At 38.0% G+C, this 18,707-nt stretch carries 17 protein-coding genes; 1 reads left to right on the forward strand and 16 read right to left on the reverse strand.

Features of this window, described 5'->3' with window-relative positions:
- Positions 1 to 162: 162 nt before the first annotated feature.
- From J7E67_RS05815 to J7E67_RS05845, 7 genes are all read right to left on the reverse strand, one after another.
- Positions 163 to 1,419, reverse strand: a complete 1,257-nt coding sequence (locus tag J7E67_RS05815; protein WP_214714461.1) for an anaerobic sulfatase maturase — start codon at positions 1,417 to 1,419, stop codon at positions 163 to 165.
- A gap of 95 nt (positions 1,420 to 1,514) precedes the next feature.
- On the reverse strand, positions 1,515 to 3,818 hold the full coding sequence (locus J7E67_RS05820; protein ID WP_214714463.1) for an arylsulfatase: 2,304 nt from the start codon (positions 3,816 to 3,818) through the stop codon (positions 1,515 to 1,517).
- 72 nt (positions 3,819 to 3,890) lie between these two features.
- Positions 3,891 to 4,718 (reverse strand): SDR family NAD(P)-dependent oxidoreductase, encoded by an 828-nt coding sequence (locus J7E67_RS05825; RefSeq protein ID WP_214714465.1) that lies wholly within the window; start codon positions 4,716 to 4,718, stop codon positions 3,891 to 3,893.
- A gap of 32 nt (positions 4,719 to 4,750) precedes the next feature.
- Positions 4,751 to 5,506 carry an SDR family NAD(P)-dependent oxidoreductase gene (locus tag J7E67_RS05830; RefSeq protein ID WP_214731211.1) on the reverse strand — a complete coding sequence of 252 codons (756 nt, stop codon included), beginning with the start codon at positions 5,504 to 5,506 and terminating at the stop codon, positions 4,751 to 4,753.
- Positions 5,507 to 5,589: 83 nt separating this feature from the next.
- Positions 5,590 to 6,789 (reverse strand): MFS transporter, encoded by a 1,200-nt coding sequence (locus J7E67_RS05835; protein WP_214714469.1) that lies wholly within the window; start codon positions 6,787 to 6,789, stop codon positions 5,590 to 5,592.
- 419 nt (positions 6,790 to 7,208) lie between these two features.
- Complete coding sequence (locus J7E67_RS05840) at positions 7,209 to 7,673, reverse strand: flavin reductase family protein (RefSeq protein WP_214714471.1); 465 nt, start codon at positions 7,671 to 7,673, stop codon at positions 7,209 to 7,211.
- Between the two features lie 12 nt (positions 7,674 to 7,685).
- On the reverse strand, positions 7,686 to 8,351 hold the full coding sequence (locus J7E67_RS05845) for a protein kinase family protein (protein ID WP_214714473.1): 666 nt from the start codon (positions 8,349 to 8,351) through the stop codon (positions 7,686 to 7,688).
- A gap of 246 nt (positions 8,352 to 8,597) precedes the next feature.
- Here J7E67_RS05845 and J7E67_RS05850 point away from each other — a divergent pair, with 246 nt between their 5' ends.
- The gene (locus J7E67_RS05850) at positions 8,598 to 9,149 is read left to right on the forward strand and encodes a GNAT family N-acetyltransferase (RefSeq protein ID WP_214714475.1); all 552 of its coding nucleotides are present in this window, start codon (positions 8,598 to 8,600) and stop codon (positions 9,147 to 9,149) included.
- A 14-nt stretch (positions 9,150 to 9,163) separates the two neighbouring features.
- Here J7E67_RS05850 and J7E67_RS05855 read toward each other — a convergent pair whose 3' ends face one another.
- The 9 genes from J7E67_RS05855 to rny form a co-directional block, all read right to left on the reverse strand.
- Positions 9,164 to 9,364, reverse strand: a complete 201-nt coding sequence (locus tag J7E67_RS05855; RefSeq protein ID WP_168242806.1) for a hypothetical protein — start codon at positions 9,362 to 9,364, stop codon at positions 9,164 to 9,166.
- Positions 9,365 to 9,484: 120 nt separating this feature from the next.
- Positions 9,485 to 10,030: an outer spore coat protein CotE gene (locus tag J7E67_RS05860; protein ID WP_088086429.1), complete on the reverse strand. Its 546-nt coding sequence runs from the start codon at positions 10,028 to 10,030 to the stop codon at positions 9,485 to 9,487.
- 341 nt (positions 10,031 to 10,371) lie between these two features.
- Positions 10,372 to 10,827: a YlbF/YmcA family competence regulator gene (locus tag J7E67_RS05865; protein WP_088086428.1), complete on the reverse strand. Its 456-nt coding sequence runs from the start codon at positions 10,825 to 10,827 to the stop codon at positions 10,372 to 10,374.
- A gap of 1 nt (position 10,828) precedes the next feature.
- Entirely contained in the window at positions 10,829 to 12,373 is a 1,545-nt protein-coding gene (miaB, locus tag J7E67_RS05870; RefSeq protein ID WP_214714477.1) for a tRNA (N6-isopentenyl adenosine(37)-C2)-methylthiotransferase MiaB, read from the reverse strand.
- Between the two features lie 186 nt (positions 12,374 to 12,559).
- Positions 12,560 to 13,426: a 2-oxoacid:ferredoxin oxidoreductase subunit beta gene (locus J7E67_RS05875; protein ID WP_214714479.1), complete on the reverse strand. Its 867-nt coding sequence runs from the start codon at positions 13,424 to 13,426 to the stop codon at positions 12,560 to 12,562.
- Positions 13,427 to 15,163: a 2-oxoacid:acceptor oxidoreductase subunit alpha gene (locus tag J7E67_RS05880; protein WP_214714481.1), complete on the reverse strand. Its 1,737-nt coding sequence runs from the start codon at positions 15,161 to 15,163 to the stop codon at positions 13,427 to 13,429.
- Between the two features lie 494 nt (positions 15,164 to 15,657).
- On the reverse strand, positions 15,658 to 15,918 hold the full coding sequence (spoVS, locus tag J7E67_RS05885; RefSeq protein WP_026566505.1) for a stage V sporulation protein SpoVS: 261 nt from the start codon (positions 15,916 to 15,918) through the stop codon (positions 15,658 to 15,660).
- 142 nt (positions 15,919 to 16,060) lie between these two features.
- Complete coding sequence (locus J7E67_RS05890; RefSeq protein WP_214714483.1) at positions 16,061 to 16,858, reverse strand: TIGR00282 family metallophosphoesterase; 798 nt, start codon at positions 16,856 to 16,858, stop codon at positions 16,061 to 16,063.
- Positions 16,859 to 16,967: 109 nt separating this feature from the next.
- Complete coding sequence (gene rny, locus J7E67_RS05895; protein WP_168242803.1) at positions 16,968 to 18,527, reverse strand: ribonuclease Y; 1,560 nt, start codon at positions 18,525 to 18,527, stop codon at positions 16,968 to 16,970.
- Positions 18,528 to 18,707: the final 180 nt, after the last annotated feature.

The raw sequence follows: 18,707 nt of genomic DNA on the forward strand, positions 1-18,707 counted from the left end.
TTTCAGTACCGTATTTTTACTACACGTATAGTGGAAAAATTGGTAATAAAAGCGCTTTCTTTAACTAACTATAATTTTACCTTTGTTCATTTGACTTTGTCAATAAATTCTGAATACTTTTTCAAAAACTTAATCGGTTTGTAAGCGCAGAGGGAATTTTTATTAATACCCTTTTATGATTAGAGGTCTTTTAATAACTTCCATTATTTCAGACGCTGGTAAGCCGTTTTCAATTAGTTGAACCATTACTTTCATATATCGATGAATATGGTTAAAATATTTTTTATATCCTGTACACAAATAGTTTAATCCTGGCTCGCCATCAGGTGTTTGAAGAAAGCGGTGTTTTGGACACTCTCCGTTGCACGCAAAACGTACTTCACATGTTTTGCAGTAGTCCGGAAGAGAGGATTTTTTATTTTCCCCAAATACTCTTTGTTTGTTAGATTCAATCATTTCAACAAATGTATTGTCGAAAATATTCCCCAGTTGGTATTCAGGATACATAAAATGATCACACGAATACACATCTCCATTGTGTTCAACCATCGCAGCCCTTCCACAAGTTTCTGCAAATATACAAGTTGTTGATGGGAGTCCAAGCCAAGAGGTAAGAGCTTGTTCAAAATTCATTACAAGAATTTTTCCTACATCCTTTCTTACCCACTCTTCAAAAATAGTGATAAGAAAGTCACCATACTTCTCTGCTTCTACCGTCCAAGTGGAAACAGCTTGCTGTGCTTCTTCCTGATTTACGGAAGGTGGTGTGGCATGTCGAAGCCCAATTTTTTTGGCTTCCATATCCGGCATTCGTTCAACAATAGGAATGAATTGAATGAACTCTACTCCTTCCTCTTTAAAGAAATGATAGATTTCAAGAGGATACTTAGAAGAATACTTTGTCACACAGACTAACACATTAAAATTCACCTTATATTTTTTTAATAGACGCAAAGCTTTCTGAACCTTATGGAATGTTGGTTCCCCTCCACGGTCAACTCTATATTCATTATGAATGTATTCCGGACCATCAAGACTAAGGCCTACAAGGAATTTATGTTTTGCCAGAAATTGACACCATTCTTCATTTAAAAGTGTACCATTCGTTTGCAGAGAGTTGGTGATTCTTTTCCCGCTACCATACTTCTTTTGCAATTCAATCACTTTCTTATAAAAATCAAGACCCATTAAGGTGGGTTCCCCCCCCTGCCAAACGAACGGAATTTCATTAACATCTTGCGATTTTATGTATTGCTGAATAAACTCCTCTAACGTTTCATCTGACATCCGAAAACGACCTTTTTCGGAAAAGAAAGCTTCTTTCTCTGTATAAAAACAATAATGGCAATCAATACAAATTGGACCTGATGGTTTGGCTAGAATATGAAATCCTTTTGTTTGTTCATAGGTTTTCTCCATTTTTATTCTCCTTCGTTTCTTAGAATATAAGCCAGTAACCCCATTGGCACTGGCTTATATTTCTTTTTTTATTTACTTAATCGCATTTCATTTTTCTACTTCAATTCATAGACGACTTTTTCAATCTCTCCTGAAAATTCGAACGTTCCTTCATTTTGGTAGGCTGGGCTTACAGGATAGAGTGTATCCTTACCGATATCCAATCCTTCGAAGGCAATTTTATATTGATGTGTTTTGTCAATACTACCTTCTCCGACTTTCCGTCCATTAATATATAGGCTTCCAATACCTTTGTTGGCTTCAGTTTTACTAAACTCAAACCGGATTGCTGATTTTCCTACAGGCACATCTTCTTTCGATTCAATTCGATAAACAGCATTTCCCATGTTGTATTCATAAACTAGCTTGTTATTTTTTATATATAACGTATAACCACTCTCATAACCTCCTAAAGCAACGAGGACGCCATCATCGGTTGCGCTGTCACGTTCAATTGGGACCGTGATGGAATAGGTACGGTTAATAATGAATGGTGAAGCTGACTCTGATAAACGGGACATTCCAGGGTAAAATGTAAAGGTATTTCTTGCACGGATGGAATCCGCAGGGATAGTTAAAAATCCTTCTCCAGCGATATCTGTCATTGGATATACTCCATATTTCCTTGCTTCCTCCTCCCATAACTTCTTCAGTTCATTTACCTTTTCTGGGAATTTTGCCGCAAGGTCATTTGTTTCAGAAAAGTCTTCTGCTACATGGTAAAGCTGCCAGATATCCTTTTCATAAGGGTCTCCTTTCTTATGGAGTGTTAACGCTTTCCAACCGTCATGATATATGGCCCGCTGCCCTTTATTTTCAAAATACTGTGTTTTCTTTCCTAATGATTTGGAACTTTTAAATGAATCGGCAAAACTCTTGCCTTGAAGGCCCATTTGCTTTACTCCCTTTATCTCCTTAGGTATATCAATTCCTAATACATCATAAACAGTGGGAGTGATATCACTTACATGTACATACTGATTGCGAATCGCTCCTTTATCTTTAATCACCTTTGGATAATAAACAATCAGCGGTGTATGAATTCCTGCTTCAAAGGTTGTAGCTTTATAGAATTTAAAAGGGGTATTACTTACTTGAGCCCAGCCAGTCGGAGATTCTGCTCCTGCTCGTTCACTTCCTATATCGTCGATATGCTTAACAACATCTTCTAATTTTTCAGGTACATCGTTATATGGGAGTGTATGATTAATCGATCCTGTATTTTTGCCCATGGAACTAGTCCCGTTATCTGATAAGAAAACAATCATTGTATTTTCCAATTCCCCGACAGAGCGTAATTTCTCAATAAAGCGGCCAATTTGCTCATCGGTATGCGTCAAAAAGCCTGCGTATGTTTCTTGGAAACGGATAAACGCCTTTTTCTCATCATTAGTAAGTTGCTCCCACGGCTTAACTCCTGGGTTAAGTCCAGGTAATTTAGTGTCTTTTGGAATAATCCCTAATTGTTTCTGCTTATTAAACCTTTCTTCCCGGATTTTATCCCAGCCTTTGTCATATACCCCTTTATACATATCGATATATTTCTTTGGAACTTGAACTGGTTGGTGCTGTGCACCAAAAGATAAGTATAGGAAAAATGGTTTTTCTGGATTCACTGAAGATTGGTCGGTTACATATTGATTGGCTCGATCCACTATATCCTCAGAGAAATGATAGTTTTCCTTCTTAGGTACATCAACCGGACTGTTATCCTGTATTAATTCTGGTCTATATTGATCACCAGAGTCCTCAAGAAAACCGTAGAAGCGGTCAAAGCCTTTGCCTAGCGGCCAATTTTCATAAGGACCAGCAGGAGTTACTTGGTGGGAAGGGGATAAGTGCCATTTCCCTAATGCGTAATTATTGTAGCTATTTTCGCTAAGAACTTCAGCAATTGTTCCCGCTTCCGGATAGATTCTGCCACGTTTGTTTTCATATTCAGGGCCCATATCAAAATTGGCTACTGTTGACATTCCTATATCATGTGGATTCCGTCCTGTAAGTAAAGCTGCACGGGTTGGTGAACACACCGGCGTTACATGGGAATTGTTATAACGAAGTCCGTTTTCCGCTAACCAATCTAAGTTAGGCGTTTTGACTTCGGATCCATAGCTTCCAATATCAGAAAAACCAGAATCGTCTAAGACAATATACACAATATTTGGTTTGGGTGAGTCCTCTCCTTCTTTTTGCTGGCTTTTTTGTTTTTGTTCATTTGTTTTCTGCTTTAAAACCTCTGCTTTTACTTCCTGACCCGTAATATTTTTATAGGAACACCCTGAAAGTAGTGCTAATGCAGAAGCTACCGCAGTTAGCTTTTGAAATGGTGACTTATTAAGTACTTTTAAACCTTTATCCAATGTATCTCCTCCTCCTCAAATCTTTCATAGTGACAAATAATAGCGATGCTTTTCAACTAATAGCCAAATCTATCATTTATTAACCTGTTTATTTTCATCAGACGATAAGAAGGTAGAATTATGAGAAATGATATTTCCCATACCGCCGCCAACATTTATCTTCTGCCCTGTCACATAATCCGATAAGTCAGAAGCCAGAAACAAACAGACTCCTGCAATATCCTCAGCCGTCCCCATTCTCTGCATTGGAACTTCTTTATTGGCAAGAGCCTCTGTAAATTGATCTCGTTCAGGACCAGGCGGCATTAATTCGTCCCAAAAAGGAGTCATGATGGGACCAGGTGAGATGACGTTTGCATGAATTCCGAGCGGTGCAAGTTCAAAGGCAAGATTATGGGTGAGACTCTCGACTGCTCCTTTAGCAGCATGGTAATGAAGGACAACGGTATAGGCGTTAAAAGCCCCAATGGAAGAGAAATTAACGATTTTACCAGATTTTTGTTTTTTCATGTAGGGTAAGATTTCCATGATTGGATTAAGGGTACCATTAAGGTTTAGCTTCATGGTTCTGTCCCAATCATTCATATTAATGTTTTCACTACTTCCGTTGGCACCAAAGGTACCTCCAGCACAATTTACTAAAATATCAATTCGGCCAAATTCCTCAATTGTACGATCTACTGTTGTTTTAATGGTTGATTGATCAGTAACGTCCACCTGATTATAGGCGCGAGCTTGTCCTCCGCCTGTTTGGATGTTTTCAGAAACGATACGGGCAGCATTAAAATCCAAATCGGCAATGACTACGGTCGCGCCTTGTTCGGCGAATTTTTTAGATGTAGCTTCTCCCATGCCCTTTGCTCCACCAGTTATAACGGCTATTTTATCTTTTAACAGCATTTTATATCCTCCTTTGCTTTTTGGATTGATGTCTATATTCCTCTTACACCGCCATCAGATACAATGGATGTACCAGTCATATAGGATGATTCATCAGAAACCATGAATAAAATTGTTTTTGCCTGTTCTTCTGGTGTGGACATTCTGCCCAATGGGATGATTTTTTCCATGTGAGGGGTATTCGGATTATCGGCAATCATTTCCGTATAGACCACACCCGGCAATAAGCAATTCACCCTGATGCCTTTTCCGGCATACTCAGCAGCTACTACCTTTGACATATGGGTGATTCCTGCTTTAACAAAACTATAGAGGGCATGGGTAGGCATGACACTGACTGCAGCTAAAGAGGTCACATTGACAATGTTTCCTGAAGACCGTTTTTCCATATGCGGAAGGACCAACTGCATGGCACGGAAATAAGAATACGCATCAAGTGCAACGAATTCATCCCAATCACTGTTTGTTAGTTCAATAAATGGTTTTTCAATAATTCTCCCTGCATTATTGATAAGAATATCAATTTGACCAAATCTCTCTAACGTACTATCTACTAAATTTATGATTTGTTCTTCGTCCGTCATATCTGTCTGTACGAAGATCGCTTCTCCTCCCTGGCTATTGATGGAATCAACGATTCTTTCTCCGTTTTCCCTTCTTCTTCCGACAACTACAACTTTTGCACCCTCTGCAGCAAATAATTTAGCGGTTGCTTCGCCAATCCCGGAAGTACTGCCCGTTACAATCGCAACTTTATTTTGTAATCTTTGTAATGAATTCCCCATCATACGTCCCCTCTCATGTAATAATTTTTTTCATATAAAAAGCTAAAATGATGAATTTTCTACTCATCATTTTAGCTTTTTCTTTGTCATTGACTTAGAGTAGCCTCAATATCCCTTTTCGGCTTCATTACCGAAATGGCCCAAATGATTGCTAATGCAACTAATCCAATTGCACTAACTGCTAATGGGAATCTACCTATATCTTGGTTAAATATATTTTGAATCACTTGAAATCCAAAAGGCCCTAAAATCCCTCCAATCCCTTGCCCTGCAACCACTAAACCTACATTTGAAGGAGCACCTACTGGAGTTAACTCAGAAACCCTAGTAAATACTCCTGGAATGCCAATACCCATCGCAAAGCCACCGAATACACTTCCAATTAAGATCATTGTTAGAGTTGGAGAGTAGTAACAGATGGCCATTCCAACACCGGTCATTAAAACAGCAAGCGGTAAATACATGGTTGGAAGTTTGTGTTTTATCTTCCCAAAAAGGAAACCAGCTATTAAAGTACCAAAAGTAAAGATGGATATAGCCAAACCAGCTTCTGTGGCATTACCTAATTTATCCGCTTGAATGACAACTGAAATATTTACTACATAGCCAAAAATTAGCGCTGAATAAAAGACCTGTCCGAGACTTACCCAATAGATTGCTTTTGGCAATTTAATCTTTACGGCTGCCTGATTACTATCGGCTTTAGATACCTGTTTCTTCTCAGGCTCGGGCAGGTAAAGGATTGTAATAGCAAGAATCCAAATAGGGAACAGGTAGGTTAGGAAACCATAATGCCACCCATAAGCATCCGCTAAGATCCCTCCAACCAATTGGAAGAAAATTGCTCCGATACAGGCAATTGTTGATGTACCAAATCCAATCAAGAAATCTCTTTCTCTTCCATCAAAGAAATCTGTAATAACGTCCACCGATAACGGCATTGTAATCCCGACACCAAGTCCTAATATCCCTCTCATAGCAATTATCAACCATAGGTTATCAATAAATGTTGGAAGGACTCCTCCGATGATGAAAAGGCTTAAGCCGACAAACAATAGTGTTCGCTTCTTGAACATTTTGGAAAGTTTACCATAAAAGAGAGCAGGAACAATTTGTATTAATCCTGGAAAAGTAGCAACTAACATAACAATTGTGGGGTCATATTGTGGAAATGCCTTAATGATGTCAGCCATTATTGATCCTGCTACCCCTGCAGCTACATCTTGGAAAGCAAGAATAACAACCAAAAACTTAAGAAAATTTCTGCTGATGGTCTTTACTGCCATTGGTAAACCTCCCATATCATTTCATAAATGTTTTGAAATAGATAATGAATCCGCTTTCAAAATAAAACAAAAATTTCGAGCAGGTTGTTTTGTTGGCCATCAAAACAACAGAACTAAAATTTTAATTTTACGTTTATTACTTTTTTAATTGTATAAAACGGTAAAAAAAGCGCTTTCTTTTACTAACTGTAATTCTACATACCTAATAAATACTTGTCAATATATTCTAAATATTTTTTATTTTTAGAATTAGAGTCGTTATTTCGCGAAAACACTAAAAAATGCCCTGAAAATTTCAGGGCATTTTTTACATATCGTTATCAAGTAAAATTTTACTGATAATCTTTGCTTATCGAGTCTATTTTTTATAATCTTTTCAAAAATTAGTAAAAAACTAACCAATCTGCTTAACCCACCAATTACTCCTCTGCTAACAATCGGTATTTTCCACTAAAATAGATTAATGGCTCAGAATCTTCAACTTTAAGATTGGTTACTCTGCCAATAAAGAGTGTGTGATCACCTTCATCATGCTCCGCTGATACTTCGCAAACAATTTGAGCAGTTGCTCTTGGTAAAACAGGTATACCCTCGAGGCGGTCAAACACAATTTCTTGTTGATTTTTCGACTGTCCCGCGAAAATCATTGATAATTCTTGTTGATCTGCCGCAAGTATATTGACTGAAAAGCTTTTACTTTGTCTTATTTTTTCAAGCATTTGTGCTTTTTCAGCAATTGAGATTACGACAAGTTTTGGATTTAGAGAAACAGACATGAATGCATTCGCAGTCATTCCATGGACATTTCCAGCCACTTCCGTTGCGACCACCGTTACCCCTGTTGCAAACTTTCCCATTGCGTTTCGAAATTGACGATCATCCATAATTTCACCTCGCTAATTTTTATTTTTCTTTATTGCCTTTTTTTTCAAACGACGATACATCCGATATCCTTTTCTCACCGCATCGACGATAAAAAATGGGATAGGCGGATGATATTTATATATATATGGTAAATAAATCTTGTAATAAGCTTTTTTTAAATCTTTCCATTTTTTGCAGTACCCTTGTTTATAAAAATCAGAAATATCAACAATATAACCTTTCCCCTCAAACATGACGACATTCTTGCCGTGAACATCATAGGGATTTAATCCAACTGACCTCGCATAATCCAAACCTGAATCAATATCCTTTATGACAGCTTCAGGGATTGGAACTCCCTTTACCACAGCATCAAACAAGGTAATACCGTTAAGCTTTTTTAGGATTAAATAATTTTCACCATAATCATAAAGTGAAGAATAACTTTTATGGTTTCCTAACCTCTTGTAAACATCAATTTCTTTTTTAAGCTCCTCGAGGCTTCGACCATAAACTTTTACCACCCACTCTGGATGAGCATCAAGTGTAAAGACCCCAGCATAATTACCGCTTCCGATCGTTTTCCATAACGGTGACATATTTTTTACAATGATAGGGTCAAACGGACTGTCAGACGTTAATTGTATTCTTGGTAATAATTCTGTTTCTATTAAATTTATATACTCTGCTTTTTGCACTTGCACACCTTCTAATCTATTAGGCATTCATTTTTTGAATAGGGTCAATCTAAGAAATGATTTTCTCCACACATCTTACCATTATGTAAGATAAAATGTTCAATAAATTTATTCAAAATTTAATGGAAATTTCTTATAAGCCATTATACACTATTAGTTAACAGAAAAATTTAGTATTCATTTGGAAATCCCCTTTTACCACTCTTGTTGAGTATACGGGTAAAGGGACAAATAGAGAGGGTTGCCATGACTTTTCCCATTTTAAATACGAAAAGACTTAAATTAATTGAATTAACACATCAGCATGTTGATTATCTATACGAGATTTTATCATTAGAAGAAGTGACCCGTTTTTATGGAACAAATCGTTTTACTTTACCTGTCGAAGCTTCAAGATTAATTGATATGTTTCATAAGAACCTGGTTGATAAACGTGGGATCCGCTGGGGTATCAAATTAAAGGAAAATCAAAGGATCATCGGCACTGTTGGTCTTAATGGTTTACATCTAAAAAATAAGCGTGCAGAAATTGGTTATGAGCTTCATCCCGACTATTGGAGGATGGGCTATGGTTCAGAGGCGATTAAAGAAGTGATCCGCTTTAGTTTTAATCAATTGGATTTATTTCGAATTGGAGCTATAGTTTACCCTGAAAATGTGTCATCCATAAATTTACTAATTAAGCTAGGCTTCTCGAAGGAAGGATTACTACGAGGGTATATCAATCAAAATGAGCAATTTCATGATACGTTTGTATTATCATTATTAAAACCAGAATGGATGAAAAGCCAGGTTTAATATCCTGGCTTTTCTTATTCCTGAAAGTATTCCTTCATTGCTTTAGCGTTTTTTACTTCCGTATTATGATAATACGGATTATTTTCTGAAGCATCTTTTGGGTCAAGATTTGTTTTAATAACTAACATTGGCGAAGGAGAGCTTTCAGCGATAATTCTGTCATTTAATTGTTCAAAATCAGGCATATTTTTATTTCCAGGCTGTCTCGGTTCCATAGTAACACCTCCTTAAAATAGCTTGCTGATTTTAGCATCTAATCATTCTAAAATCAGAACTTTTCCATCCTTTTTACGAAAAAAGAAAAAAACTAGGAAGTAAAAACCTCCTAGTTAGTTTTATTCTTCTTCTGAGCCGACTAAGAAATCAGGATTTAACTCCTCGAATTCTTCATCGTCTACGTCCATTCCCCACTCATCGTCATTGTCCTTGCAGCCTTCAGAACTGACGCGAACACAAACCTTAGTCTCGCCAATCACCTCTACAAGGAATTCCCTTTCGACATGGACGATGATTCTGTTACCATTAGGGGAAATGACCGCTTCACAGCAATTAGGCTGCTGCAGCACTCGAGCACTTATTTCATTGTCATCGAGGCAGTCATGGTCACGATACTTTAACTTAATGACATCTGTATATTGGACACGTTCTGTAACAACTTCTGTTTTGGTATTATCATTAAATGAATACCAAACATTGATGTCGTAAGAGCCATGTATCTCTACAGTCTTGCCAACCTTTTTCGCATTGTATTTATGGTTGATGATCCAACAGCCAAGTATACTTGTTGGACTATGCGCCGGGCTAATCGTATGATTGGACTGGGTGAATTTACGTCCTTTCGCTACTACGGCCTTGGTAATTATCTCTCTATAGTCTCCCATTTCGCGCGAACCCTCCTCATTCATTTTCATTTCATCGTATGCATGATATAAGACTAGTGTGATTTTTATTTTGATGAGTACTGGATAAAAGTTTAGTCATAGTTCATTTTATGCGGGATTTATAGGTGTGTGCCTTCTTGGCCTGTACTTAAAACGAAGGTTAATAAAATGGCAGGAATCAGGGGAATATAAAAGTGGATTAGATTTATTAAAACAGCTCTGTTCAACTCTGTTAAACTTGGCTGTTGATTTCCGCTCCAATCAACTTGGTTATAAATCAACATTGACCTTTAACACTGCCTAAAAAAAAGCCAGGCTTTGTTAAAAGCCTGGCTAGAGTATTAATGATCGTGATCGCAATCGTCGTGACCTTCACAAGCCCCGCCGCCATTTTGCATGCTAGATCCAGTTTCTCCTAACAATACATCGCCGCCCGTTGAAATGATAATTTCATCGGTTACAGTATTCGAAATGGTTGAGGCAATGATTTGTAGCAATTCATTCACTTCTAATTGTGATTGTTTGAAATCCTGGACCACAGGTATTTCATCCAACTCTTGCTCAATTGAAGCAATTTTATCTTCTACCTTTTTTAGTGCTTCTGGTTTTCCATAATGCTGAAGGTTTACAGCCTGCTTTTGCAATCCCTTAATGTCAGCTATTAAGGTATGAACTTTCTTATTTTCATTTAATTGAGCCTCTGCTCGTTTAAAAAAGTCAACTTCTTCTGTTTCTGCAATCATCCGTGCTAAATCAGTTGCACGTGCAACGATATCGTCTTTTGTATATTTCGCCATTTTACTTCACCTCTGCTGGTTCTAGTTCTTCCACCATTTCTCCGTTTAATGACCATGTTTTTGCTTGTGTAATTTTTACTTTTACAATCTTGCCAATCGCTGATTTTGGTGCAACAAAGTTTACAAGCTTACTCCTAGAAGTGTAGCCTGCAAGAACATCAGGATTGTTCTTACTTTCCCCTTCAACAAGAACTTCAAGGATTTGGCCTTCATGTTTTTTCATAGCTTCTAATGAAAGCTCATTCACAAGAGCATTTAAGCGTTGTAAGCGTGCTTTCTTTACTTCCATCGGAACGTTATCCTCCATTTTTGCAGCTGGAGTACCTTCACGCGGAGAATAAATAAATGTATATGCTAATTCATAACCAACTTCACGATAGAGGGACATCGTTTCTTCAAACTGTTCGTCTGTTTCGTTCGGATAACCAACGATAATATCCGTTGTTAAAGCAACATTCGGAATGGCCGCTTTGATTTTTTTAACAAGCTCTAAATATTGTTCTCTTGAATATTTACGAGCCATGATTTTTAGCACATCGGTTGAACCTGATTGCACTGGCAAATGGATATGATCCATTAAATTGCCGCCTTTGGCAAGGACCTCAATTAGACGATCATCAAAGTCACGCGGGTGGCTTGTTGTAAAACGAATCCTTGGAATATCAATTTTTCGCAATTCATCCATCAGTTCACCAAGTCCATAAGTTCCGTCCTCTAAATCTTTCCCATAGGCATTCACGTTTTGACCAAGCAAAGTAACTTCTTGGTAGCCTTGTGCAGCTAGATGACGTACTTCTTGGATAATTTCTTCTGGACGACGGCTTCGTTCCTTTCCACGGGTGAAAGGGACGATGCAATAAGTACAGAATTTATCGCAGCCGTACATGATGTTAACCCATGCTTTAATATTTCCACGGCGTACTTTTGGAAGGTTTTCAATCACGTCGCCTTCTTTTGACCATACTTCAACAACCAATTCTTTTGACATATATGCTTCATGCAATATATTTGGTAAACGATGAATATTATGGGTACCAAAAATCATATCGACCTGATGGTAGGTTTTGAGAATCTTATTAACTACAGATTCCTCTTGAGACATACACCCACAAACACCGATAAGTAAATCAGGCTTTTCCAATTTCAAGGACTTTAAATGGCCAAGTTCACCGAACACTTTATTTTCAGCGTTCTCCCTGATCGCGCATGTATTTAAAAGAATGACATTTGCATCCTCCGTGCTGTCGGTTGGTTCATAGCCTAATGCTAAGAAAATCCCAGCCATTACTTCAGTATCATGTTCGTTCATTTGACAGCCATAAGTACGGATATAAAATTTCCGCCCCTCGCCCATTCCACGAAATTCTTCAGAAATAGAAAAATCATTATGGTACTTTACTTCTTCTTTTCCGCGTTTCTTCGCTTCTGTTAAAGAAGGTGCAGTAATTACTTGTTCAAAGTACTTGCTGTAATCCTTGGCGGATTTTTTGTCCGAAGAATTAACAGACTCGACTTTCTGACCTTCTAAACGTTGTTTTTCATTCATTTGTTCAAATGCCCCTTTCTTTTCATATTACGTAATTCATCTATTAAATTTTTAAGATTTTAATCTGTGCAAAAGATGAATGAAGACTCCAGACTTTCTCCGCACATTATTATAGTATAAAGGTTAACTTGATTGAAAACAATAGAAAATCCCGTGACGTCAAGTCACGGGATTTTGCTACTATCATTAGATAAATTCAGAAACTAATTTATCAAAATAATTTTGGTCAAGATTAAGGTCAGCTTTTGCTAACGGTGCTTCCGAGTAGCCAGTGATCAGTTCTTGATAAGACTTACGCTCAGTATTTTGATAAATAAGTCCTGTAACAAGACCATTATGCTTCATTAATGTCTGCATTGCATCTTCGCGATTTGAAGGATCATAACCCTCTATATCACTAAGTTTTGTTAGATTTTCTTTAAACCAATCATAGGTGTTTACCTTATTATAAGTAACACAAGGGCTGAAAACATTGATTAAAGAAAATCCTTTGTGTTTTAAACCGGCTTCAATTAAGGCAGTTAAATCTTTTAGATCTGTAGAGAAACTTTGTGCAACAAATGTTGCTCCTACAGTCAACGCCATTTCCATCGGAGAAATTGATTGCTCAATTGACCCCATCGGAGTTGACTTTGTTTTAAAGCCTGTAGCTGAACGTGGCGAAGTTTGACCTTTAGTCAAACCATATATTTGGTTATCCATAACGATATAAGTAATATCGAGATTACGACGAATGGCATGAATCGTATGCCCCATCCCGATCGCATAACCGTCACCGTCACCACCAGAGGCGATAACAGTTAAATCACGATTAGCCATTTTAACACCCTGTGCGATTGGAAGTGAACGACCATGAATCCCATGGAAGCCATATGAATTAATATAACCGGAAATACGTCCTGAACAGCCGATTCCAGAAATTACAGCTAAGTTTTCTGGCTCTAAGCCTACATTTGCTGCCGCACGTTGCATTGCCGCTTGTACGGAGAAGTCGCCACAGCCAGGGCACCAGTTCGGTTTTACATTGTTACGAAAGTCTTTAAAAGTGGCCATTTAGAACAACTCCTTACATTTTGTATATACTTCGTGTGGTAGGAACGGATTACCATCATATTTAAGATGCTTAGTAATTTTTTCAGCATGTCCAACATTCATTTTCATAATATTGGCTAATTGTCCAGTTGCATTGTTTTCCACTACAACAACTTTCTTCGCAGAACGAACAAGCGGAAGAACTTCGTCAGTTGGGAATGGATGGATCAAACGAATATGAGCATGATTTACTTTTAAGCCATCTTTCTCTAAACGAATCATTGCTTCTTCAATAACACCACGAGTCGAATTAAAACCTACAAATAGTACATCAGCATCTTCGTGCTTAACATTTTTATATACTGGTGTATTAAAGCGGATATTTTCGACCTTACGGAAACGCTTATCCATTTGCGCAATTCGGTTTGGAGCAGATTCGGATGGTTTACCAGTCTCATCATGCTCGACACCTGTTACGTGATGAATACCATTTTTCATACCAGGGATTACACGTGGAGAAACTCCGTCCTCTGTTACTTCATAGCGTTTAAAATATGCATTGTTTTCGTTAGCGGGTATGTCCCCTGTTACCAATTTTCCACGTCTGATTTCAACCTTGTCATAATTTAATGGTTCAACCGTTTGTTTACCCAAGGATAATTGTAGGTCAGATAAAATAATGACTGGACATTGATATTCTTCTGCTAAATTGAATGCTTCAGCTGTATCATAGAATGCTTCTTCAACAGTGCTTGGAGCCATTACAATTTTCGGAATTTCACCATGTGTTCCATAAATCATCGCCATAAGGTCTGATTGTTCTTGTTTTGTTGGTAATCCTGTTGATGGACCGCCACGTTGCGTGTCAACAATTACTAGTGGCGTTTCAGTAATACCTGATAGGCCAATTGCTTCCATTTTTAAAGATAATCCTGGACCTGCTGAAGCAGTAATTGTACGAACACCGCCGTAGTTTGCTCCAATTGCCATTGTACATGCAGCAATTTCATCTTCGGTTTGAATTACAGTACCACCTAGTGCAGGTAGCTTTTTAATCAAATATTCCATTATTTCAGAAGCTGGTGTAATTGGGTAGGCTGCCATAAAACGGCATCCGCCTGCAATAGCTCCAAGAGCAATAGCGTCATTTCCAATCATGAACATCCGCTTTTTGCCATCAGCCTTTTCAAGCTCCATTGTTTGGGTGCCAACTGCAAGATTTTCCTTCATTTTATCAAAGCCAGCTTTGATCGCATCCATATTTTTTGCAACTACTTGGTCGCCTTTTTTACCAAAAATCTCGCGAACTACTACTTCAAATACATGAATATCTAAGTCTAATACAGCAGAAGTTGCACCAATTGCAACCATGTTTTTCATTAGAGAAGTTCCGAGCTCTGTCGCAATTTCAGTAAATGGAACCGCATACAATGTAGCTTCAGTATCTTCCGGCTTCTTTGGATTGAATTTTGCATCAGCAAGGATTACTCCATTACTGTGTAATTCTTTGTAGTTTACATCAATAGTTTCCTGGTCAAATGCTACAAGGATATCTAAGTCATCAGAAATAGAACGAACTTCTGTAGTACTAACTCTGATTTTATTGTTGGTATGACCACCTTTAATACGTGAAGAAAAGTGACGATAACCATACAAGTAATATCCCAGGCGATTCAGTGCAATAGCAAAGATTTCCCCAGTACTTTCAATACCTTCCCCTTGTTGTCCTCCAACTTTCCATGAAAGTTGATTGATCATGACTTACACCCCTTTGGATATGTAAAAATAAGTAGTTTTGATGATCCATTTATTATTTTAGCACTATTCCGAGTAAATCACTAGAAATTAGCCCATTTTATATAAAAAGACTAATAAAAAGGAGAAAGGATATGTACTAAACGCTTACAATTCTAGACCTATGAACTAAAAATTGCAACCCTTTAAAGCGAAATAATGTCTAAAATATGAATATTTTTTTATTATTTGAAATATACTTGCTTTCTACAAGATTACAAATAAAAAAACATGATTTATCCGCATTATACGGCGTTTTGCAATATTAATTCAAGCTATGCACATTCATGATTTGAATTTTAAAAATTATTAAAGGTTATGGTAGAATAATACTTTAATAAGTAAATATCATTTAATACCAATTAGTGAGAAATAAAACCTAAAAAATACCTGCTTGAAAACAAGCAGGTAAAGGTAAATGTCCTTTTGTTTGGTCTCCTATAAATAGTCTATCTCTTTCAACGTGGTTCTACAATTAGCTTGATAGCTGTGCGTTCTTCCCCGTCAATTAAAATATCGGTAAACGCAGGGATACAGATTAAATCAACTCCGCTAGGTGCTACAAATCCTCGAGCAATCGCTACTGCCTTTACGGCTTGATTCAATGCACCCGCCCCAATTGCCTGTATTTCCGCTGCACCTCTTTCACGCAGAACCCCGGCAAGCGCACCAGCTACAGAATTAGGATTAGATTTTGCTGAAACTTTTAATATATCCATTTCTAGCTCCTCCTTAGAAAATCCCGATCCCGCATGAGCAGTTTCATGAACAAATCAGGTTATAACATTCCACTGCTACTATATTCATTTGTCAAAAAACATATTCCGGCTTGGACAAAAAAAGAGCAAATGAAATTTGCTCTTAAGAGTAAAACGGATGGTCATCATTTATTAAAATGGGCTGTATCTTTTTTGTTAAGCCTGTTTTACGATCTAGTTCAATCATAACTGCACTTAACTGAATTCTTCCTGCGGTTGCCACTTCAAACCGGACTGGCAGACTGGTTAGGAACCTTTTAAGGACTGCTTCTCTCTCCACCCCTAAAATGCCATCATACGGCCCTGTCATCCCTACATCAGATAAATATCCTGTGCCTCCCGGTAAAACCCGGTTATCGGCCGTTTGAACATGTGTATGTGTCCCCACAACGGCAGAGACCCTTCCATCTAAATACCAACCCATTGCCTGTTTCTCACTTGTTACTTCCGCATGAAAATCCACAAAAATATATGGGGTTCTCTCCCTGGCAATTTCAACTAATTCGTCAGCTTTCTTAAAAGGACAATCCAATGGAGCCATAAAGGTTCGACCCTGCAGATTAATAACGGCAACTTCTAAATCATTGACTTTAAAAAATGCCATACCCTTCCCTGGTGTTCCTTCTGGAAAATTTGCTGGTCTAACCATATTTTTTGCAGTACCGATAAATTCAAAAATTTCACGATTATCCCATGAGTGATTACCTAGTGTTACTGCCTGTGCCCCATACCCTAAGAATTCACGATAGATTTTTTCAGTAATCCCCTTGCCTCCTGCTGCATTCTCCCCATTGATAATAGTAAAATTAGGACGATATTTTTCTTTTAATTTTGGCAAATATTCCTTTACCATGTCCCGGCCTGGTGAACCGACGACATCACCGATAAAAAGTAGATTCATTTTTGTTCCTTTCGTTAAAAAAATAGTTATTGTATAAATTGTATCACATTCAGGCATTATTTAATCGGATTAGTTGCTGCAAAAAATAAAGCGGTGCATGCGCACCGCTTTATTTTGCGTATTCAACAGCCCGTGTCTCACGAATAACTGTCACTTTAATATGACCTGGATAATCAAGCTCTTCTTCAATGCGCTTACGAATATCGCGTGCTAATCGATGAGCAGCAAGATCATCAACTGAATCCGGTCTAACTATAATACGTACCTCTCGACCTGCTTGAATGGCAAAGGATTTCTCTACACCTTCATAGGATTCCGAAATCTCCTCTAACTTTTCAAGACGGCGAATATAGTTTTCAAGCGTCTCACTACGTGCACCTGGTCTTGCAGCTGATAAGGCATCTGCTGCTGCAACTAAAACTGCTATGATAGATGTTGCCTCTGTATCCCCATGATGGGAAGCAATACTATTGATTACTACCGGATGTTCCTTGTATTTGGTTGCAAGTTCAACACCAATTTCAACATGGCTGCCTTCTACTTCATGGTCGATGGCTTTCCCAATATCATGAAGCAAGCCCGCACGACGTGCCAAAGTTTCATCTTGGCCAAGTTCAGCAGCAAGTAAACCAGACAGTTGCGCAACTTCCATTGAATGCTTTAATACGTTTTGCCCGTAACTAGTACGGAATTTTAAGCGACCAAGAATTTTGATCAGATCTGGATGGAGTCCATGAACACCCACTTCAAAGGTGGTTTGCTCACCCACTTCACGGATATACTCATCTACTTCGCGACGTGATTTTTCTACCATTTCCTCAATTCGTGCTGGATGGATCCGCCCGTCTTGGACCAATTTCTCCAGTGCTAAGCGAGCCGTTTCGCGACGAATAGGATCAAAACCTGATAGAATGACAGCTTCAGGAGTATCATCAATGATTAAATCAATTCCTGTTAACGTTTCAAGCGTACGAATATTTCTTCCTTCACGGCCAATAATACGGCCCTTCATTTCGTCATTTGGCAGGTTGACGACAGAGACAGTCGTTTCCGCAACATGGTCAGCAGCGCAACGCTGGATTGCTAACGAAAGTATTTCCTTTGCTTTCTTGTCGGCTTCCTCTTTTGCACGATTTTCGCTTTCCTTGATCATTATCGCAGTGTCATGGGTAAGTTCCTGCTCCATTCGATCAATAATGATTGTTTTTGCTTCCTCGCGCGTTAAGCTCGATATTCGTTCGAGTTCAGTTTGTTGTTTTCGTACTAACTCGTCCACTTTGCTTTCCATCTCTTCAATATGCTGTTGTCTTTGGTTTAGAGAATCATCCTTCTTTTCTAAAAGATTTTCACGCTTGTTTAACGTTTCCTCTTTTCGATCTAAATTCTCTTCTCTTTGCAGTAAACGGTTTTCTTGTTTTTGCATTTCATTTCTTCGTTCACGAACCTCACGCTCTGCTTCAGTCCGAAGCTTGTGAATTTCATCCTTTGCTTCTAGCAAAGCTTCCTTTTTCAATGAATCAGCATCACGTTTAGCATCTTCAAGAATCTGCTCTGCAGCATTCTTTGCACCTGCTACTTTTGCATCAGCAATGGATTTATGAACAAAATAGCCAACAACGGCACCGACGATAAGGCCAAGCAAAATGGAGATGATTGTAATTGGTTCCATCGTTACACCTCCTCTTGCTATGAACTTTTGTTACATTTTTCAAGTGTCGGCATGTACATTGTTTAGACTCAACATACAGCAAGCACCAAGGCTTTTTTCGAATTGTAATAATACCAAAAATGTAAAATATACATGTTAATTGTAAAGGTGGGAATATTCATTGTCAAGGCTTAGTCCTAT

The organism is Bacillus sp. ISL-46 (assembly GCF_018613205.1).